This window comes from Paraburkholderia sp. HC6.4b (genome assembly GCF_014200875.1).
Lineage (GTDB): Bacteria > Pseudomonadota > Gammaproteobacteria > Burkholderiales > Burkholderiaceae > Paraburkholderia > Paraburkholderia tuberum.
The window spans coordinates 253,824-273,556 of the sequence record NZ_JACHDC010000001.1 but is presented as its reverse complement, the minus strand read 5'-3'; the positions used below and the strand labels follow the sequence as shown (position 1 = coordinate 273,556).

15 protein-coding genes and 5 pseudogenes are annotated in these 19,733 nt (G+C 59.6%); 14 read left to right on the top strand and 6 right to left on the bottom strand.

All coding sequences use genetic code 11. The features are described 5' to 3' along the window. Positions 1–3: 3 nt before the first annotated feature. The 3 genes from HDG34_RS01175 to HDG34_RS01165 all read right to left on the bottom strand — a co-directional run bounded on the left by HDG34_RS01175 (position 4) and on the right by HDG34_RS01165 (position 3,199). On the bottom strand, positions 4–909 hold the full coding sequence (locus HDG34_RS01175; protein WP_221308996.1) for an ABC transporter ATP-binding protein: 906 nt from the start codon (positions 907–909) through the stop codon (positions 4–6). Beyond that, a complete protein-coding gene (locus HDG34_RS01170; RefSeq protein WP_184057045.1) occupies positions 909–1,934 on the bottom strand; it encodes an ABC transporter substrate-binding protein in 1,026 nt (341 codons plus the stop codon). The genes HDG34_RS01175 and HDG34_RS01170 overlap by 1 nt, the downstream gene beginning before the upstream one ends. A 113-nt stretch (positions 1,935–2,047) precedes the next feature. Beyond that, positions 2,048–3,199, bottom strand: coding sequence for a CaiB/BaiF CoA-transferase family protein (locus HDG34_RS01165; protein ID WP_184057044.1), 1,152 nt, complete (start codon positions 3,197–3,199; stop codon positions 2,048–2,050). A gap of 171 nt (positions 3,200–3,370) precedes the next feature. Between HDG34_RS01165 and HDG34_RS01160 the strand changes: the two genes are divergently transcribed. The 3 genes from HDG34_RS01160 (at position 3,371) to HDG34_RS01150 (ending at position 6,228) form a co-directional block, all read left to right on the top strand. Continuing rightward, positions 3,371–4,549, top strand: a complete 1,179-nt coding sequence (locus tag HDG34_RS01160; protein WP_184057042.1) for a thiolase family protein — start codon at positions 3,371–3,373, stop codon at positions 4,547–4,549. Between the two features lie 122 nt (positions 4,550–4,671). Beyond that, positions 4,672–5,436 carry an SDR family NAD(P)-dependent oxidoreductase gene (locus HDG34_RS01155; RefSeq protein WP_184057040.1) on the top strand — a complete coding sequence of 255 codons (765 nt, stop codon included), beginning with the start codon at positions 4,672–4,674 and terminating at the stop codon, positions 5,434–5,436. Between the two features lie 27 nt (positions 5,437–5,463). Continuing rightward, positions 5,464–6,228: a crotonase/enoyl-CoA hydratase family protein gene (locus HDG34_RS01150; RefSeq protein WP_184057038.1), complete on the top strand. Its 765-nt coding sequence runs from the start codon at positions 5,464–5,466 to the stop codon at positions 6,226–6,228. 194 nt (positions 6,229–6,422) lie between these two features. Here HDG34_RS01150 and HDG34_RS39785 read toward each other — a convergent pair. Together HDG34_RS39785 and HDG34_RS01145 are read right to left on the bottom strand one after the other, a co-directional pair. Next, a pseudogene (locus tag HDG34_RS39785) lies at positions 6,423–6,579 on the bottom strand (IS3 family transposase); the annotation flags it as partial. 199 nt (positions 6,580–6,778) lie between these two features. Continuing rightward, positions 6,779–7,474, bottom strand: a complete 696-nt coding sequence (locus tag HDG34_RS01145; RefSeq protein WP_184057036.1) for a TetR/AcrR family transcriptional regulator — start codon at positions 7,472–7,474, stop codon at positions 6,779–6,781. 250 nt (positions 7,475–7,724) lie between these two features. Between HDG34_RS01145 and HDG34_RS01140 the strand changes: the two genes are divergently transcribed. From HDG34_RS01140 to HDG34_RS01115, 6 genes are all read left to right on the top strand, one after another. Then, a complete protein-coding gene (locus tag HDG34_RS01140) occupies positions 7,725–9,197 on the top strand; it encodes an NAD(P)/FAD-dependent oxidoreductase (RefSeq protein WP_184057034.1) in 1,473 nt (490 codons plus the stop codon). A gap of 187 nt (positions 9,198–9,384) precedes the next feature. Further along, complete coding sequence (locus HDG34_RS01135) at positions 9,385–10,506, top strand: CaiB/BaiF CoA-transferase family protein (protein ID WP_311734713.1); 1,122 nt, start codon at positions 9,385–9,387, stop codon at positions 10,504–10,506. Between the two features lie 607 nt (positions 10,507–11,113). Next, entirely contained in the window at positions 11,114–12,739 is a 1,626-nt protein-coding gene (locus tag HDG34_RS01130; RefSeq protein ID WP_311734712.1) for an AMP-binding protein, read from the top strand. Between the two features lie 95 nt (positions 12,740–12,834). Beyond that, positions 12,835–13,632: a crotonase/enoyl-CoA hydratase family protein gene (locus HDG34_RS01125; protein WP_184057030.1), complete on the top strand. Its 798-nt coding sequence runs from the start codon at positions 12,835–12,837 to the stop codon at positions 13,630–13,632. A gap of 70 nt (positions 13,633–13,702) precedes the next feature. Then, entirely contained in the window at positions 13,703–14,860 is a 1,158-nt protein-coding gene (locus HDG34_RS01120; RefSeq protein ID WP_184057028.1) for an acyl-CoA dehydrogenase family protein, read from the top strand. A 40-nt stretch (positions 14,861–14,900) separates the two neighbouring features. After that, on the top strand, positions 14,901–15,905 hold the full coding sequence (locus HDG34_RS01115; protein ID WP_184057026.1) for an acyl-CoA dehydrogenase family protein: 1,005 nt from the start codon (positions 14,901–14,903) through the stop codon (positions 15,903–15,905). A 41-nt stretch (positions 15,906–15,946) separates the two neighbouring features. Here the strand turns inward: HDG34_RS01115 and HDG34_RS01110 are convergent. Next, positions 15,947–16,156 (bottom strand): annotated as a pseudogene (locus HDG34_RS01110) (NAD(P)/FAD-dependent oxidoreductase); the annotation flags it as partial. On the opposite strand from HDG34_RS01110, the pseudogene HDG34_RS01105 reads away from it, so the two are divergent. The 5 genes and pseudogenes from HDG34_RS01105 to HDG34_RS01090 all read left to right on the top strand — a co-directional run. Continuing rightward, positions 16,154–16,699: pseudogene (locus tag HDG34_RS01105) on the top strand (4Fe-4S dicluster domain-containing protein); the annotation flags it as partial. The pseudogenes HDG34_RS01110 and HDG34_RS01105 overlap by 3 nt on opposite strands. Positions 16,700–16,837: 138 nt before the next feature. Continuing rightward, a pseudogene (locus HDG34_RS01100) lies at positions 16,838–17,910 on the top strand (MBL fold metallo-hydrolase). A 43-nt stretch (positions 17,911–17,953) separates the two neighbouring features. Further along, positions 17,954–18,103: pseudogene (locus HDG34_RS38835) on the top strand (nitronate monooxygenase); the annotation flags it as partial. A gap of 516 nt (positions 18,104–18,619) precedes the next feature. Continuing rightward, complete coding sequence (locus HDG34_RS01095; protein ID WP_184057024.1) at positions 18,620–18,877, top strand: hypothetical protein; 258 nt, start codon at positions 18,620–18,622, stop codon at positions 18,875–18,877. Between the two features lie 279 nt (positions 18,878–19,156). After that, a complete protein-coding gene (locus HDG34_RS01090; RefSeq protein ID WP_184057022.1) occupies positions 19,157–19,576 on the top strand; it encodes an SgcJ/EcaC family oxidoreductase in 420 nt (139 codons plus the stop codon). Positions 19,577–19,733 lie beyond the last annotated feature (157 nt).

Genomic DNA, 19,733 nt, shown 5'->3' with positions numbered 1-19,733 from the left:
CCTTCAACGTTGAGCACGATCATTGTGAACGATGTCGAATTCCTCGCTCAGCAGATCCCAGACTTGGGTGATCAATGCATGAAACTCCGCAGACCGGATCAGTGATGACGGTCGGGGTCGCTCAAGGTCCACATTGACAATGCCCTTAATGCGCGATGGCCGTTTCGACAGCACCCATACCTCATCGGACAACAGCACACTCTCCTGGATGTCGTGAGTGACGAACATCACGCTCTTGTGCGCAGCTTCCCAGATTCGGGTCAGTTCTGCGCCCACCATCCAGCGCGTTTGTTGGTCAAGCGCCCCAAATGGCTCGTCCATGAGAAGAATCTGGGGATCCATCGCCAACGCCCTCGCAATCGCTACCCTTTGTTTCATCCCGCCTGAGAGTTGCGCCGGACGTTGGCCTTCGAAGCCCTGGAGCCCGACGAGCCTGATCATCTCGTGCGCCCTCTCGTTACGCTCGCGTCGGCGCATCCCGGCGACTTCTAGGCCAAAGGCGACGTTGTCCAGAACGGATCTCCATGGAAGCGTTGAATCCTCCTGGAAAACCATGGCCATCCGTTGGGTAGGTCCGGTTACCGGCTTCCCATCAATCAGGACAGCGCCTGATGTGGGTCGCCGCAGCCCAGCCACAATTTCGAGCAACGTACTCTTTCCGCATCCGCTGGGACCAACGATTGTGACAAATCTGCCTGGCTTGATGCTCGCTGAGATACAGCCGATCGCCTGAATTTCCATAGACCCGGTGGTATATGTCATGCCGACATCCCGAAGGACGACAACATCTCCAGGAGCTTCGTTGGCAGCCCGCCTCGGTTCGAATGTTCTGGAAATACCGGAAGCGTTCGCCTCCAAATGATCAGCACTGTACATCGTCTCTTCCATGGGAAAGGTCAGAAGCTGCATCAGGTTGCAGCCTGCGCAAATCGCAGGTCCACGATATCGCTGTAATTCAGTTGTTTTTCGAGCAGACCAAGTGATTTCGCCGCTCTGATGTTGGCATCCATACCACCGCGACTCACCGAAATGACATATCCTGGGGCAACCGCCATGACTACCTTTGCCGCTATGGCTTCGTCGATGCCCAGGAATTTTGCGTAGATACGTGCTGCCGCCTCCGGGTTCGCCGTCACGAATTCCTGGCACTTCGCCACGATCCGAAGGTAGGTCGTTGCCGTCGCCCCGTGCTTGTCAAGAAAACTGCTAGTCGAGTAGATCGCAGTCTGCTGCATGTGGGGAAAATGCTCCCCACATTTATAGATCGAGCGAACCTTGTTGGTCAATTCTAGTTGGGTTTGCAATGGCGCGGTCGACCAGGTGCAATCGACAAGGCCGTTCTCCAGCGCAGTGGCGCCCGGACCAGCACCCTTGACGTCGATCAGTTTTACGTCCTTTTCCGGATCAAGGCCGGCTTCCCTGAGCATCGACTTAGCGAAATAAGTGACGATGGAGGATGGTACGTTGACACCAATTGTCTTTCCCGCAAGATCCTTAGATGTTCTTATTGAAGAGTTGACAGGGACGACGAAGTCGAGCGACAGCTTTCCCATGAGCGTGCCGATGATCCGCAGCTCGTCAAATCCTCGAGTGCGGGCGGCAATGCCGGCGATGACAGAAGCGGCGCCGATGTCCGTATTGGTTGTTACTGCACGGATAACATCTGATGGCACGCTGTAGCTGACGGGCTTCAGATCCAGACCAGCGTCAGCAAAAAAACCCTTGTCAAATCCGACGATCAACGGAATGTTGTCCGTCAACTCTTTGTAGAGCGGCAAAGCGAGCGCTCCCGAATAGCTTTTATCTCGACCCCAGCCAAGACCAGGCAGACAGCAACCCCCGGCTGTCATGGCAAGAGTTTTGATCAACAGAGATCTTCGCGACAGTGTGAACGTGTCGAAGCTTGCAGGTACCTCTTTCGGCATCTGAGACATGATCTTCATCCATTTCCGAAGGAATTCGCAAGCCAGGAGCTGCGACAGAAGGGATACACCCTTTTGCTCAGGCGCTTCTGACCGCACATACGCAGCAACCATATTCTGTCCGCCTAACTCTCCGAAGCAAGCAGCGCCTGAAGTTTTTCGTTATCCTGCCCAAGTGTCGGAGCCGAACTCAATGGCGGCGGCCGCTGACGATCGAAGGAGATTGGCAGGCCAACGAGGGGAACTTCCTCCTCGTCCGGCTTTGCCAAAATACCCAACGCCATGATCTGCTCGTGCGCGCAGATTTCCGCTGTCGTCTGGAGGGGTGCGTTTGGAACACCGCAAGCATCCAGCCGCTCGCCCCAGTATGCACGCGTGTGCTTCATGAGTTCGGCTTCGATCAGGCCATCGATTTCCAAGCGGTTTTGCAGACGAGCGGCGTTGGTGGCGAACTTTGGGTTGTCGAGCCATTCTGTCTTGCCGAGTGCATCGCAAAGTCTGCCAAACAGCCGCTCATTGGCGCTTGCCACGCCAAGGTACCCGTCCGCAACTGCATACACTCGGTGCGGCACTACGAGCGCGATACCTGAACCATGTCGGGTGTCAGGCTGCGCTGTTGTCGCATGATTGGCGACGCTGAACGCCATCCATGCCATCGCTGTCTCAAGCAGTGAAGAGTTCACCGTCGCGCCCACTTTCGTTTCCTTACGTCGATATAGCGCAGCGATCGCGCCGATTACGGTCCAGAGCGCGCTACCGAAGTCGACAATTGGCACACCGGCCCGAACGGGCGGGCGTCCGTCTTCGCCGGTCACGCTCATCATTCCCGAAAATGCCTGCACCAGAGGGTCATAGCCCGGCCGCTTGCTCATCGGCCCGACATGACCGAAAGCCCCAAGCTCGCAGCAGATCAGGTCGGGCTTATGGGAACGCAGCGATTCGGGGTCGAGCCCGTACTGCTCCACCGAGCCTGGCCGCAAGTTGTGCATAAAAACATCGGCATGCCCGATCACCAGCTTCTTAAGTATGGCGAGCTGCCTGGGATCTTTGATGTCAAGGCGCACCGACTTCTTTCCACGATTCACTGCGTGGAATGCCACTCCAGTGCCTTGCCAGACTCCGGGCCCCCATCCTCTCGAGCAGTCACCCTGCGGACGCTCGACCTTCCACACCTCGGCGCCAAGTCCAGCCAAGACTTGACCGCAGAACGGCAAGGAAGCGTTGTCGCTCAGTTCGACAACGACAACTCCTGCCAGCGGCAGGTCAGCTTGGGTCATTTGATTTGCTCCATTTAGGTTTGGCATATGTCCAGATTCTTCACCCTCGCGTTACCTTTGAGGATTGGTGAATACCCGATAGTATCAAAGCATCCTATCGGGTAACTTGTATTGCATGCGGAATCGCCGCCGGTGTGCAACTGAGGCGGATCACTTACACAGGAGATAAAAGTGCAACAAGCCTTCATCGTTGACGCCATCCGCAGCCCGATGGGCCGCTCAAAGCCAGGTTCGGCTTTCACCGAACTACACGCCACCGAACTGTTAGCCCAAGTGCTCAAGGGCTTGGTGGAACGCAACAAGCTGGACCCGGGGAGGGTCGACGACGTCATTACGGGCTGCGTCACGCAGGCCGGCGAACAGTCCGCCAGTCCAGGCCGCGTTGCGTGGCTGGCGGCGGGTTTCCCTGACCACGTGCCCGCGACCACCATCGACCGCAAGTGTGGCTCCAGCCAGCAGGCCGTGCACTTCGCCGCGCAGGGCATCATGGCGGGAGCCTATGACATCGTCATCGCGTGCGGAATCGAGTCGATGAGCCGTGTGCCGATGGGCTCTGCTCGCATCGGCCAGAATCCTTATGGTCCGTCTCTTGAAGCGCGCTATGCGCCAGGTCTCGTTTCGCAGGGCGTAGCGGCTGAACTGGTGGCCACGAAGTACGATCTGTCGCGCAAACAGATGGACGCCTACGCTGCGCGATCGCACGAATTGGCGGCCGCGGCCCGCGAAGCCGGAGCCTTTCGCCGCGAGATTCTGCCGATCGCGACGCCCAACGGCGTGGTCGAGCACGACGAGACCATCCGTCCGGGCACTTCGGTGGAAAAGCTCCAGGCGCTGCAGGCCTCATTCCGTAATGACGAGCTCAGCGCGCGCTTCCCACAGATCCGATGGAATGTGACGGCGGGTAACGCCTCACAGATTAGCGATGGCGCCTCGGCCATGTTGCTGATGAGCGAGTCGGCGGCGCAGCGCCTGGGACTGAAGCCGCGCGCGCGCTTCGTGGCATTCGACGTGTATGGAGACGATCCGCTGCTGATGCTGACCGCGCCGATCCCGGCCAGCCAGCGCGCCATGAAGAAGAGCGGCCTCAAGTTACATCAGGTTGACCACTACGAAATCAACGAAGCGTTTGCCTGCGTACCGTTGGCATGGCAGAAGGCGCTCAATGCCGACCCGGCCCGCCTGAACCCGCGTGGCGGCGCAATTGCGTTGGGCCACCCACTGGGCGCGTCGGGAGTGAGGCTGATGACCACAATGCTGCATGCCCTAGAAGACGGGGGCGGCCGCTACGGCCTGCAGTCCATGTGTGAAGCCGGCGGCATGGCCAACGCCACCATTATCGAGCGTGTGTAACACCCCATTCCGTCATTTCCCGAAGTCGGGAATCCCAGCGAACTTCCAGGATGCTGCGTTCACGCGTCGCGGAAATGACGGCCAACGTCGCCCTTTCAGTCAAGAATCAAAGGATATCCTTTATGAAACTCGAAAACATGTCCGCCGTAGTCACCGGCGGCGCCTCCGGCCTAGGTTTGGCATGTACCCGTAGCCTGGCCGGGCGTGGTGTCTGCGTGGTCATCGCCGACCTGAACGAAGAGCGCGGCAACGCGGTAACGGATGAATTCGGTGGCAAAGTCCGCTTCGTCAAGGCCGACGTGACCGACGCCGACCAGATGAATGCCGCCTACGACGCAGCTGAGGCCATTGCGCCACTGCGCGCGCTGATTCACTGTGCCGGCTTGGGTGGCCGTGTGCGATTGGTGGAAAAGGACGGCTCGCCAGGCTCGCTCGAAGTCTATGAGCGAATCGTACGAATCAACCTTATCGGCACGTTCAACACGCTGCGCCTGGCAGCGGCGCGCATGGCCAGAAACGAGCCCGTATCCGGCGAGCGCGGCGCTTGCGTGCTGACCGCATCGGTAGCCGCCTTTGAGGGCCAAATAGGTCAGATTCCCTATGCGTCGGCCAAAGCGGGCGTCGTTGGAATGACGCTGGTGGCGGCACGTGACCTTGCCCAGCACCAGATCCGGGTGTGCACTATCGCCCCCGGCCTGTTCGATACCCCGCTGCTGGACAAGCTGCCAGAGAACGTCCGCAATTCGCTGGGCGCCATGGTGCCGCACCCAGCCCGCCTAGGCGCGCCGGACGAGTATGCCTCTACCGCGCTGCATATTCTTGAAAATTCCATGCTCAACGGCGAAACCATCCGCTTGGACGGCGCCATCCGCATGGCCGCCCGCTGAGTACCCAAGGACTTCAGGGAGAGAACCGTGGACGATACCCTTCTAATGGAAATCCGAGGCAACTCGATGGTTCTTACCATCAACCGTTTCGAAGCCCGAAATGCAATGGACTTCGAGACGGCCACAGCAATAGCTGCAGCACTAGACCAACTTGATGCGCGCGACGACCTGAGTATCGCCGTGCTGACCGGTGCGGGTGGCACCTTCTGCTCCGGCATGGACCTGAAAGGCTTCCTTGCCGGAAAGCGCCCAAGCATCCCGGGCCGGGGCTTCGGCGGGGTGACCGAACGACCGCCGCGCAAGGTACTCATTGCCGCAGTCGAAGGTTACGCGCTGGCCGGTGGCTTCGAACTCGTACTGGCATGCGACCTCGTCGTCGCGTCGAGCACGGCCAAGTTTGGCCTACCCGAAGTAAAGCGCGGGCTCGCCGCCGCGGCCGGTGGACTTATGCGACTGCCGCGCCACATTCCATACCACGTGGCGATGGAATATGCATTGACGGGCGACATGCTGTCGGCCGTTCGCGCTTATGAACTCGGCCTGGTCAATCGCCTGACCGAGCCCAACGGTGCGCTCGACGAGGCGTTGAAACTGGCAGCCGCCGTGGGTGCCAACGGGCCGCTGGCCATCGCAGCCAGCAAACAGGTGATCGCACAGTCCGGCGACTGGATTCACGAAGAAATGTTTGCGCTACAGAAGCCGCTTATTGATCCTGTCTTTGCCTCTGCCGACGCCCACGAAGGAGCGACGGCATTCGCGGAGAAACGCAAGCCGGTCTGGACAGGCCGATAAGTCTCGACTTGACCGTAAGCGATAGTTTCAGCACATCGAATGGAGAATCGTTTGCAACCGATGAGCGAAAGTAGCCGGATCGTAACGGTCGAGGTGAACCAGCGACTTCTGTATCGAGGTGATGGGTGTGAGCGTCGGCACGATGACCGACACGCATCCAATGAGTCGGCTGGTCTGCAGTTTGGCCTTCCGTTGCCGTGCCGACGCGGCACTCCGCAGACTGTCTCGCCCGGTGCGAAACATCTCCTGCACGATGGATCACTTCTCTTCGACGGAACGCCGACGACGGTGCTCCGGTTCACTCAAAATCTCAACGCTTTCCACGCTATGCCTGGGATTAAATCCAGTCACAAGACTACCCTCTAATTTAAGAGGTGCCGGGTGTCCTGAGAATCAAGGGGCTCCGCCGATAGGTGATGATGGCGCCGGCTGGAATCGAGCAAAAGTCGCTGTACGCGCTGTAATGACGCGGCGACTAAGTCGCTGACTGCTGCGTGAACGATGCTGAATCGTGCTGAAGTGTCAAGCCATAGCCAGAGTTTTGGCAATGCTAAGACTTGTCGGTGTCCTCGCGCTGGTCCGTAACGGCCTCCAATTTGGACGATGGCCTAGCCGGGTAGAGCTCATTCCAGCCGACCATCCTAAGCGCTGTGCGTGTGAGGTGCGCACATAGTTCGTCGGCGGAAAGTCGGCCCTTTGGCGAATACCAGCGATGTGTCCATCGCACCATACCACTGATTTCAAGCGAGGTTATCTCGGCGTCATCGACGTCAAAAGCGCCGGCACGTACTCCATCGCCTATCAGGCTAGTCAGTAGTGCGTCAAAGCTGCGTTGCTTTCTACGCATATCAGCAATCGTATCCGCACTGAAGTTCTTTTCTTCCTCGAGAACAATGCCGGAAAAAGTACGACGGGCCAGATTCTCCCGTACATACGCTGAAATGAATTGCTCGAAGCGGCGTACCGGGTCTGTCTCGCCATTTGCACGCAACCTCGTGACAGCCTCGTACAAATCCTGATAAGCCTTGTCGAATAGCCGCTCAAGGATGCTGTGCTTGGACTTGAAATATCGATAGATGAACGGCTTCGTCACTCCGAGCGCAGCTGCGATGTCGTCCAGCGTCGTGCGTTGGAAACCGCGTTCATAGAAGAGATCTGCGGCGGCATTCATGATCAGGGTTTCCTTGTATTCCCTGATTTGCAGCCGGGCGCCGCCTTCGACGCTTTCTGTCTGTTGTTCCTGCACCGCTTGCCCTTTTTAAACATTAATTCCGTAGCCGTCGAGATCTGCGCACAGCGCCCCGGTCTCCCTACGAAAAGAGGGGAATGTTGGCTTTCAGTATGACACAAACGAATAACCCCGCGCCTATTGAAGAGGCATTAGGGTATACTCGCTTGTAATCAAACGATACCAATAAGTACCATTAGGTTCTATCGAGTCGCGCTGGCGGAATCGGTCGCCGACCGTCCAACAAATTCCACACCGAGGAACTGACATGACCAAACAGCGAAAACTGAAGATCGCCGTGATCGGCGCAGGTGTCTCGGGCATCATGGCGGTGGTCAAGTTGCGCCAGATCGGGCAAACCGACATCCAGGTCTTCGAGAAAGCCTCCGACATTGGTGGCACGTGGCGCGACAACCGCTACCCCGGTGTAGCCTGTGATGTGCCTTCGCACCTGTATCGCTACTCGTTCGCGCCCAATGCGGAGTGGAGCCGCGTGTGCGCCTCCGGTAGTGAGATCCTGGCCTACGTGCGCAACGTCTATACCGAGCATGAAATTGCTCCGCTCGTTAGGTTCAACGCCGAGGTCATCGAGTCGCGCTACGACGACGACAAATGGACGCTGAAGACTAAGGAAGGCGCCTACGGCCCGTTCGACGCTGTGATAACCGCGATGGGTATCCTGCGCTATCCAGTAGTGCCGAACATTGAAGGCTTGAATACCTTTGCCGGCACCATGTTCCATACTGGCCGCTGGAACGATGAGGCGTCCTTGGACGGCAAGCGTGTCGGAATCATAGGGACCGGCTCTACCGCCACACAGATCGTGCCGGCGATCGCGGACCGTGTCGGCCGGCTGTCGCTGTTCCAGCGAACGCCGCAATGGATCCTGCCCTTGCCCAACACAGTGATCCCCGAGGAGGAGAAGGAGGGCTACCGTCGCGACCCGGAGCTCCTGCAGGCGCGCTACGATCAGCTTAGCCACGAGTTCAACAGTAAGTTTGCCGCAGCAGTCGTCGGCAAGAATCCCCGCGTGTACGAACGCATGGTGCAAATTGCAAACGACAATCTGGAAAACAGCGTCAAGGATCCCGTGCTGCGTGAAAAGCTGCGCCCGAGTTACAAGGTAGGCTGCAAGCGCCTGGTGATGTCAGACGGGTTCTACGAGGCGGTGCAGAAGTCCAACGTCGAATTGGTCACGGATCCCATCGAAAACATAGAGTCGCGGGGCGTGCGCACGGCCGATGGCAAGCTGCTTGAGCTGGATCTGCTCATACTCGCCACTGGCTACGACGCCCATTCAACGCTGTTCCCGATGCAACTGGTCGGTGAAAACGGCGTGACGATCGACGAGGCCTGGAAGGATGCGCATGAAGCCTACCTCGGCGTGACCATTCCGGGGTTCCCGAACTTCTTCATGATTGGCGGTCCGAACAGCCCGATCGGCAATTTCTCTTTTCTCATGACTGCGGAGAACCAGTGTGGTTACGCGGTGAACCTGATCAAGCTGCTGGCGGCGGGCGAGGCCAAGTCGGTGGTCCCGAAAGTCGCTGCCATGAAAGCGTTCAACGCGGCGGTCAAAGAACAAATGCTCGAAACGGTTTGGACCACTGGATGCCGCAGCTGGTACATGGACAAGAACGGCAATATCAGCTCCTGGCCGTGGACGTATGAATACTTTGAGGAAGTGATGAAGACGCCAAACCTCGAAGATCTGGAGGTCACACCGGCGGTTGCGCACTGATTTGCCGTAATGGTTCCTGTAGCGCGCGATGCACCTCGCTCGCTCGGCTGGTACCGTATGGTGCGGACGAATAGTCGTTGCTGACCGTCGGCTGTGAAGGCGAGCGGGGAGTGTCAGCGGACCTTGAGATCAAAAAAGTGACCGGTCATCGACGAAGATGAGCGCTTCACGAAGGAGACACAGAACCGTGCAGGCAGCCCTGAATACGAAACAGCCAAGGCGCGGCCCGCTGGTCGGCCTCAAAGTACTGGAATTTGCAGGTCTGGGGCCGGCTCCCCTTGCCGGTATGCTGCTGGCCGATCTGGGCGCCGATGTGGTGCGGATTGACCGCCCGCCCGCGAAGTCTGCCGATTCAGCCGACGTCACTTCCCGCGGGAAGCGTTCGGTCGTGCTGGATCTCAAAACCGAGCCCGGGTATAGAACGGCACTTGCGCTCGCAAAGCGGGCAGACGTGCTGATCGAAGGCTTTCGGCCCGGGGTGATGGAACGCCTGGGCCTAGGAACGGAGGCCTTGCTCGACATCAACCCGAAGCTTGTTTACGGACGTATCACCGGCTGGGGGCAACAAGGCCCACTTGCACACGCTGCAGGGCACGATCTGAACTACATCGCCCTCACCGGTGCGCTGGCGGCGATCGGACCGCGCGATGGCAAGCCGATTCCGCCCTTAAATCTGGTGGGCGACTATGGCGGTGGCACTATGTTCCTTCTGTTTGGCGTTCTGAGTGCGCTCTATGAACGTGAGCGTTCAGGGCAGGGCCAGGTCATCGACGCTGCCATGACCGACGGCACACTTGCGCTGCTCGCGCCGATCGTCGGTTTGCGTGCCGCAGGGCATTGGCCCGCGAGCAGGGGAGGCAATCTGCTCGATGGTGGTGCGCATTTCTACAACGCGTATCAATGCGCAGATGGCGCCTATGTTTCGGTCGCGGCGGTCGAGTCGCACTTTTATGCACTGTTGCGCGACAAGCTGGGAATATCTGATGTCCCGGAATTCGATCCGCAGATGGACATCGAACAATGGCCGGCATTGTCGGATCGGCTGCAACAGGTGTTCCTGACAAAGACTCGTGCTGAATGGACGGCGCTGCTGGAAGGCACTGACGCTTGCTTCGCACCGGTTCTGGATTTCGACGAGGCGCCTCGCCATCCCCATAATGTGGCAAGACAATCACATATGTCGCTTGACGGCGTTTTGCAGCCGGCACCTGCTCCCAGATTTTCGCGTACGCAACCCTCCACGCCGTGCCCGCCTTGTGCCACCGAGGCAAACACCGAAGGAGTGCTTACCGACTGGAGCGCGGCATGATCTCGCCGCGTCAGTTGGCGTTCGTCGACGGCGGCCGTCGGCAATCATGCCGGCGCCCGCGCAGATGCGAGGTACTAAACCTGTGGGGGTTGGCCAGCGTTCGCCGGCGGTGCAGATGCCACGTTGGTCCTAACGGGCAGGGCGGTCATCGTTGGGTCAAGCGCTGCTAAACGGGATGCCGGGGAATACGGCACCGACCGCAATTCAGGCATTTTTCCCGCGGGGAGCGCAGGTGCAAGATGTCATGAACTTCGAACTAGTCATGTTGCCGGAGGCTCGGTGGTATTCGTCGTCGCGGCGCGCGAGCGCCAGGCAGGCCGCCAAGCTGGCCGTCGAATTACGCACTCCCGGCACGGTGAGGCAGCTCTCTCCGGGTTCCTTCCCGGTTCGGCTTCCGCTGTCGGATCCGGATGAAGTGCGAGCTGTTGCACGATGCCCGGGTCCACCCTGACGCATTTCATGAATATGACTGACTGACGGGCATGGGCAAGTTGTATAGCGCGGCGGGATATACGGTCGCGTCGCTGCTGCAGAAGTAAATGAAGTTCGTCAAATAGGGAGCGGGCCGCAGCGGGCGGCAAGCATCAAGACTGAGAGGAGACTGGCCGTGGAATATGATCCTAGACAAGCGAACGCCTATACCGGGACGGTTCCGCCGCGTGACGAATGCGTGCAGCGCTACGTGCTTGAGCGTATGGCGCAGCGTCAGCCGGACAAGGCGTTTGTACGTGGTATCGAGGGCGAAGAGATTACCTACTTGGAGTTCTGCAGAGCCGTGCAAAAGACCGCGGCTGGTCTAGCGTCGATCGGCGTACGGCAGGGCCAGTCAGTGACTGTCTGGCTCCCCAATGGTATTGACATGCTGCGCGTCTGGTTCGCCATCAATTGGCTCGGCGCGATCTATGTCCCGATCAACACGGCCTATAAGGGTGAGCTGTTGCGTCATGTGCTGGAAAACGCGGGCTCAAAGGTGCTGGTTACCTGTGAGGACTTGACTCCACGCCTGACCGGCCTATCGCTGACTGCACTGCGCAAGGTGGTTGAGTTCGGCCACAGCGGCTGTGAGCTCGGAGGAATCGAGAGTCTCGATGCCTCGGTAGTGGAGCGGGGCGGCGAAGTGCCGCCGCTGGATCGGCCAATTGAGCCGTGGGACGTGCAGTCGATCATCTTCACGTCGGGTACCACCGGTCCGTCCAAAGGCGTGGTGACTTGTTACGCGCAGCTCTGGGAGACCAGCGGCGAGCGCAGCTTCTACATGCTTGACGGACACGACTGCGCCATGGTCTTCGGCCCGCTCTTCCACATCGCGGGTACGATACCGGTAACAGCGATGCTGAATCGCGGAGGCACTGTTGCCTTTGCCGAGTTCCGTACGGATCGTTTCTGGGATGACGTGCGTGCTGTCGGGGCGACCTTTGCGATCCTGCTCGGTGTGATGTGCGAGTTCATCTATAAGCTGCCGCCGACAGCGGCGGACCGCGAGCATCCGCTCCGAAAGGTAATGATGATTCCAATGCCAGAGAATGCGCAGGCCTTCGCCAGCCGCTTCGACGTCAATTTCTGGACCATGTACAACATGACGGAACTGAATCTTCCGCTCATGTCAGAGCCAAATCCGACCGTCGCCGGAACATGCGGCCGTCGCAGGCCGGGGACCGAGTTGCGAATCGTCGATGCATTCGACTGCGAGGTTCCACCGGGAGCTGCGGGCGAATTGCAGGTTCGCACCGACTCGCCTTGGCGGCTGAATTCGGGCTACTTTCGGAACGACGAAGCTACGGTGCAGGCATGGCGCAATGGCTGGTTCCATACCGGGGATGCCATGCGGTGCGATCGGGACGGCAACTACTTTTTCGTCGACCGGATGAAGGATGCGATCCGTCGCCGGGGCGAAAATATCTCGTCATTTGAGGTGGAAACGGAGATCCTGGCGCACCCAGCAGTGCGCGAGTGCGCCGTGGTTGCGGTGTCTGCAGAGTCCGAGGATGATGTCCTCGCCGTGGTATGCCCGGTACCTGGCGGCGGGATCGACCCAGCCGAGCTTCTCGCGTTTCTGACACCTCGCCTTGCGCATTTTATGTTACCGCGTTATGTACGGGTCCTCGAGGCGCTGCCGCATACGCCGACGCAGAAGATCGAGAAGTACCGCCTGCGCCAGGAGGGCGTCACCGACGACACCTGGGATCGCGAACGGAATGGCGTTCAAGTCAGGCGCGACAAGATCCGCATTTGAGGTTGTTCACGGCATCAGAACGCAAGTCTAAAATCGGAACGAACGAGGCAGTCCGAGTAGTCGCACGCGCGCCGCTCGACACACTGGAGAACACGATGAATCCATTCCTGCTGTACGAACAACGCGGCCATGTCGTGACCCTGACGATGAACGATCCCGACCGGCGCAATCCGCTGACAGGTAATACGGCGGTCGCGGAATTCGTCGATGTGACCGAGCGCATTCGCCGCGATGCTGGCGTTCGCGTCGTTATCGTCACCGGCACGGGAAAGGCCTTTTCGACCGGCGGCAATATCCGCGACATGGAGCGGCATGCGAGAGGTGAAGTGTCGGGTTTGCAGATCCGTGAAGAGTATCGCGACGGCATCCAGAGGCTGCCGCTCGCGCTGTTCAATCTTGATGTCCCGGTAATCGCGGCCGTCAACGGTGCGGCGATGGGCGCCGGGCTCGATCTTGCATGCATGTGCGACATTCGAATCGCGTCGGAACGCGCGCAGTTCGCCGAGAGTTTCGTGAAGCTCGGAATCATTCCGGGCGATGGCGGCGCGTGGCTGCTGCAGCGGATCGTCGGCCCTTCGCGGGCGGCGGAGCTCACATTCACGGGCGACGCGATCGACGCAGCGACGGCGCTCGAATGGAATCTCGTGTCGCGCGTCGTACCGCACGAGCAATTGCTGCCGGTCGCGCACGAGATCGCCGCACGCATTGCGGCGAATCCGCCGCATGCCGTGCGATTGTCAAAGCGGCTGCTACGCGAGGCGCAACATACGCGACTCGACAGCCTGCTCGAACTGTCGTCGACGTTCCAAGCGCTGTCACACCACACCGCCGATCATCGTGAGGCCGTCGCCGCATTCCTGGAAAAACGCAAGCCGGTGTTTGAGGGCGGATAACGCAGCCGTCACGGTTGCATGCGCGGCTGCGTCCGCGCCTACGTCCGTTACCCACCTAGGAGTCACCGTTTTGCAGAATTTACTGAATGTCTTTCGGCTCGCCGTATTGCCGCCCGAAGCCGAGGCTTTCCGCGACGAAGTGAAAGCCTTCCTGCGCGAACAGATGCCCGACATGCCGAGCGATATGCGTGCGCGTACCTGGATGGGATTCGACGCTGCATTCAGCCGCCGGCTCGCGGAGCGTGGTTGGGTTGGCGTGACCCTGCCGGTCGAATACGGCGGTGCCGGCATGGACGCGTTCCGCCGCTTCGTGCTGGTCGAGGAGCTGCTTGCGGTCGGTGCACCCGTATCCGCGCACTGGATTGCCGATCGCCAGAGCGGCCCGCTGATCCTTAAGTTCGGTACCGATGCGCAAAAGCGATTCTATTTGCCGCGTATCTGCGCGGCTCAGGCATTCTTCTGCATTGGCATGAGCGAGCCAAATTCAGGCTCGGACCTCGCGAGCATACGCAGCCGCGCGAAGTGTGTCGACGACGGCTGGCGGCTGAACGGCCGCAAGATCTGGACGACCAACGCGGACCGCTGCGACTACATGATCGCCCTCATGCGCACGTCAGGCACTCCGGAGGACCGACACAAGGGACTGTCTCAGTTCATCGTCGATCTTAAACGACCGGGAGTCGACGTTCGGCCGATCCACGATCTGGCCGGCGATGCGCACTTTTCAGAAGTAACGTTCGACGACGTACTGCTGCCGGCCGACGCGCTAGTCGGCGACGAAGGCAGTGGCTGGGCACAGGTTAACGCGGAACTGGCGTTTGAGCGCAGCGGCCCAGAGCGCATCTATTCGAGCATCGTTCTCCTCGACCGCTGGCTCACGTGCCTGCGGCGCGGCGGCGCGCGTGCAGCCGACGTGGCTCTCGCAGGGCGATTCGCGACCCACCTCGCGACGTTGCGCAACCTGTCGATCGCGGTGACCGCGAAGCTCGCGCGCGGCGAAAGCCCGGTCGTTGAGGCGGCGCTCGTCAAGGATATCGGAACCGAGTTCGAGCAAGCGATTCCGGCCGCGCTCGAAGCGGCGATCTCCGCGGATCCGGGCGAAGAAATCGACGCGGAGCTTTACCGTACTGTCGCATATCTGAGCCAGATCGCGCCGACCTTTTCGCTGCGGGGCGGCACGCGCGAAATCCTGCGCGGGATGATCGCGCGCGGCCTAGGGCTGCGCTGAACGCCCACGTCATCATCGGACTGAAAGGAAACAAGAGACCATGTTTGTCGAAGCTATCGAAGCGATCCTGAACGATCACTGCGCGCCGTCGGTCGTTCGCACAATTGACGACGGCGCCTCGCCCGCGCCGTTGTGGCGCACGATTGTGGATTCGGGATTCTTGGAACTACTCGCGCCGGAAGCGCACGGCGGCGCCGGTTTGACGCTCGATGTGGCCTTTCCGGTGATCGAATGCATCGGTCGGTATGCGGTGCCGGTGCCTGTCGCGCAGACGATCGTCAGCCGCGCGTTGTTGGGGGCGTACGGCGTGGCTGTTTCAGACCTGTTGGTTGACGAAGCGATGATCGCATTTGCATCGTCGTATCGGTTTGACGGTCGCGGGACAATGCATTGTCCGCTAACGCCCGATGGTCAAATCGCGGAAGTCGTACTCGCCGACCAGGACGACGATCTCGTTGTGTTGTCGTGCGCGCGCGCGACGCGCATTCCCACCGGCGTGCACGGCAGTCAGTGCTCGACATTGCGCTGGGACGAACCGGTCGAACCGATCGTCCGCGTGGCCCGGGGAGCGAGGGCGCTGCACGCGTGCGCCGCGAGCGTTCATGCGGCGCTGCTTGCTGGGGCGATGAACCGCGTGTTCGCAATGACGCTCCAATATGCGAATGATCGCGCGCAGTTCGGCAAACCGATCGGAAAATTCCAGGCGGTCCAACAGCAACTGGCCATGATGGCCGCGCAGGTGGCCGCTGCGACGATCGCCGCTGAACGCGGCTTTAGCGCCGACGAAACCGGATTGCCCAGCTTGCTGCGTGCCGCGACTGCGAAGGCACGCACGAGCGAGGCTGTGACGACCGTCGCGGCCACCGCCCACGCGCTGCACGGCGCCATCGGAGTGACCCGTGAATACGATTTGCAACTGTTCACGCGACGGATGCATGCGTGGCGAATTGCACATGGATCGGAGCAGTACTGGCATGCAGTAGTCGGCGAAGCATTGTTGGCGAGTCGTCTCGCGGTCGGGGATTTCGGGCGGGTCACGCTCTGACGTGAACCGTTGCGCACTGTCGGCGCAAACACTTTTGCGGGAGCTTCGGCCGCGAGTATGCCGGTCTTGATTGCGGCGTGGCTGCCCTTGATGCGAGAGGCGTTAAGAAAGCCCGCATCGTCGCCGAGGAGTGCCCCGCCCGGAAATACGAGCTTCGGCAATGACATCAGGCCGCCCGCCGTGATCGCGCGCGCGCCGTATGACACGCGCTTGCCGCCTTCGAGGATCGCGCGGATTGCCGGATGCGTGCGTTCGACGCGGTGCAGGCAGGCCGCCAAAGCGACGAATTGAGCGCGTACCCCGAGTCATTCAAGATCTCGTGGCTGCATGAAGAACTCTAGCGCGCGCGCAATTTCAAGCAGTGGATGAGCAAGGGCCTGTATCTCGGCACGCTGATGGTCGGCATCGAGCAGAAGTTGCTCGGCGGCAACGTGCCTTGGACGCTCCATCACCGGCACTGGGACCACGAAATGCTCAAGCCCGCCTCGCAATGCAAGCCGATTGTCTATCCGAAACCCGACGGCAAGCTCACGTTCGATCGGCTCTCTTCGGTGTTCATCTCGAACACGAATCACGAGGAGAATCAGCCGGCTCACCTGACTCTGAAAGACCCGTCGGTGCCGGTGAACGTGAACAGGCAGACCTACGCCGGCCCGGAGTCGCGCTATTGCCCCGCCGCGGTGTATGAGTTCCTGAAGAACGACGACGGCAGCGAGCGGCTCGTGATCAATGCGCAGAACTGCGTGCATTGCAAGACGTGCGATATCAAGGACCCGACGCAAAACATCTTCTAGGTCACGCCGGAAGGAAGCGGGCCGAATTATCCAAATATGTAGGAAGCGGCCTTTGCGCGAAGCAACATCCGCGCAGCCGATGGGGAGCCAAATATTGATCTCGAAACCGCTAGGCTCGATGGAAGGATCTGGTCACCTATGAGCGACAAAACTCTAATCACGCCTCCTGAGGAGAAGCCCGTGCTGGTTTACCCTTGTGGAGAAGCGCCGGCACCGGCCATGATCAGAGTGATCGCGCCCGGTGTACTGTGGTTGCGCATGCCAATGCCGCTCGGGCTCAATCACATCAATCTGTGGGCGTTACGCGACGGCGACGGGTGGGCTGGGGTCGACGCCGGCCTGCAGATCAGCGACACCGCTACAGCCTGGCGCACCTTATTTGCCCAGGACGGCGCTTTGGCGCAGAGCCGGCTGACAGCCTCTTCGTAACGCACATGCATCCAGATCATATTGGCATGGCAGGCTGGCTCACACGCAAGTTTGGTTGTCGGCTTTGGATGACTAGGCTGGAATATTTGATGTGCCGGGTCTTGGCCGCGGATACTGGGCGTGAAGCACCGGAGGACGGGGTGCGCTTCTATCAGCGAGCGGGCTGGCACGACGACGCAATCGAGACCTATCGTGCTCGCTTCGGCGGCTTTGGCAAGTTTGTTCATGCGCTACCTGATAGCTACCGCCGGCTGCAAGATGGCGAGTTGCTGGACATCGGGGGACATCGTTGGCGAGTGGTGACTGGAAACGGGCACTCGCCGGAGCACGCCTGCTTCTACTGCGCCGAGTTGAAGCTATTAATCTCAGGGGACCAAGTTTTGCCGCGGATCTCGTCAAACGTATCAGTTTTTCCGACCGAGCCGGACGCCGATCCTATGGCAGACTGGTTAGCGTCGCTTGAAAAGCTTAGGCAGATCATTCCAGATGATGTGCTCGTCCTACCGGCACACAATGAGCCTTTCCGAGGACTTCACGCCCGCTTGGAATACTTGACCCGCAGTCAGCATGCAGCGCTGGATCGGCTAAGGGATGCGCTGACACAGCCCAAGCGCACGGTCGATGTGTTCGCAGAGCTTTTCTCCCGCCCGATAGGATTTGAGCCAGACTTGCTCGGCATGGCTACTGGTGAAAGCATCGCGCACCTGAATTACCTCCTGCAGCGCGGCGAAGCGGAGATGGAACTCCATTCGGACGGCTGCTCATGGTACCGGCTGAAATAAGATGATCATGCGCAAATGTTTCTTTCTGGGCTGCGTGAATCGGCGTGCCATTCTTGGAGACTCGCCGCGTCGGACAACCTTTACGGCAGCAATCTCCGGGCAGCTTGCGAGAAGTAACGTGAACCGATTCACCGAACTCGGTGATGACGCTGGAGCGCCGAAGCCGCCCGTGTATTCAGTCGCGTACGACGCGGTCAGCCAGTTGCAGCAGTTTGGAGGCTGACGGGCGTTGCAAATCGATCCTTTCGTCCTCGCTCGCGCTGGTGATGAAGCAGGACGACGGCGGCCCCGTAACGGGTTAAATGCGTATCGCGAGGCTGGGTGAGCTGATTGTCTTCAAGTTGCCCGCCCTACGACAATTCGATGGGACGCGGCAGAGCAATCTTTGGGGTGTGTGGATATCGGTAGACATGCTTGCCCACTTGTTTTTGCGTCAGCATTCCAGCTGCCGCCGGGAGTATTCCTATGGTGCGCCATTGAACCAGTCACCGGAGGCGAACGGGGTGCGGTGGGGCACGCCAACGCGGAGATGCCGCTGCTAGCGCGGTTCTCGCTCGACGAGTACGCCGCCGGTTCCTGCTGAAACCAATCCGAAGGATTGTGTCTCTTCGTGCGGTTTTTTCACGCTGTGTTTTCACTTATTGTGTTTTCAACTATCCGAAATGGGCTAAGGGGCGGCCGACAATCAAGACCCTCAAAGGAGTCAGAAATGGTAAACAACCCGATGCAGAGCGAATCTGCGGTTGAAACGATGGCCGCAGGCATCGCACTGCTCGACACATGGCGCGACGATCTGGACGAGAGAGCGAATAGCGGTTTATGTAATGGCAATCCAGAGCTTGTGCGCGCGAAGACTTCGGCGCAGCTCCTATATCTCGTATGCAGGGAGTACATCAAGCGGAACGCTGGACCTTCATTTATAACGTCAGAGTACGGAACAGTCGTGGAAGCCGCGTTGACGCCCTAAGACGGTGGTGTTGCAATCGATTCAGTGTACTGCAGAGACATAGGCGCAGTCGCTACCCCTGAATGTCTCGGCCTAGCTTTTGCGGCGGTTGCCAATAAGGGCACACATTCAAGCCGTCGAGATACAGCACCGGTAACGAGAAAAATGACCTCGCTATCCGCCTGTCAAAGACAGGTGCCTGCGGATTGCAACCTGACGGCAGGGAGAAGGAGCGTGATGATCGAAGCCATTGCAAGCGATTTCTGTAATTAGCGATCCTACTAAATGGAGGACAAGGCGATGAATCGATTGATCGCTGCTGGCAACGTGGCGCTGGCCAGCGTGCAGGCCGCGTGGAACGTAGGCGCCCAAAACTGGGACTCGGACGCACTGACTCGCGTTTATACCAAGGACGCACTTTTCTTCGGCGGAAGACCAGGCCATTCGGTCGGCACCGACGCGATTCGGGACTACTTCGCTTCCTACCAGGGCGTTATCGAATCCGCCGCGCTGGAGCTGGTGGAACAACACCTGATTGAGCTCGGGGCCGGCTGCTTTCTCGCACAAGGGTATGGCAACTTCTCGTTCACGCTTAGTGGCAATCGGATGACGCGGTCCCATTTGCGGACGACGCTCGTTATCGTGTTACAGGATGGCGAGTGGCGGATCCTTCAGCATCACTTTTCGGCGAAGCCAGAATCACCGCCGATCGGAGCTTGACAACGAGCGAGTGGCGAACGGTTCGGTCAAGGCGGGGGTATGAACGGCGCGACCGATGGTCGGTGCGATTTCCGTATCAACGATGAAGATCGGCATATGCCGCGTCAAGGCGAGCAACACCCGTTTTCCGTACTTTGAAATTTTGCCCCGTGACCGG

Excerpts from the sequence above, each read along its gene's own strand:
- HDG34_RS01175 (WP_221308996.1), bottom strand. The coding sequence starts at position 909 with ATGCAGCTTCTGACCTTTCCCATGGAAGAGACGATGTACAGTGCTGAT.
- HDG34_RS01170 (WP_184057045.1), bottom strand. The coding sequence starts at position 1,934 with ATGTCTCAGATGCCGAAAGAGGTACCTGCAAGCTTCGACACGTTCACA.
- HDG34_RS01165 (WP_184057044.1), bottom strand. The coding sequence starts at position 3,199 with ATGACCCAAGCTGACCTGCCGCTGGCAGGAGTTGTCGTTGTCGAACTG.
- HDG34_RS01155 (WP_184057040.1), top strand. The coding sequence starts at position 4,672 with ATGAAACTCGAAAACATGTCCGCCGTAGTCACCGGCGGCGCCTCCGGC.
- HDG34_RS01140 (WP_184057034.1), top strand. The coding sequence starts at position 7,725 with ATGACCAAACAGCGAAAACTGAAGATCGCCGTGATCGGCGCAGGTGTC.
- HDG34_RS01125 (WP_184057030.1), top strand. The coding sequence starts at position 12,835 with ATGAATCCATTCCTGCTGTACGAACAACGCGGCCATGTCGTGACCCTG.
- HDG34_RS01115 (WP_184057026.1), top strand. The coding sequence starts at position 14,901 with ATGTTTGTCGAAGCTATCGAAGCGATCCTGAACGATCACTGCGCGCCG.
- HDG34_RS01095 (WP_184057024.1), top strand. The coding sequence starts at position 18,620 with ATGGTAAACAACCCGATGCAGAGCGAATCTGCGGTTGAAACGATGGCC.
- HDG34_RS01090 (WP_184057022.1), top strand. The coding sequence starts at position 19,157 with ATGAATCGATTGATCGCTGCTGGCAACGTGGCGCTGGCCAGCGTGCAG.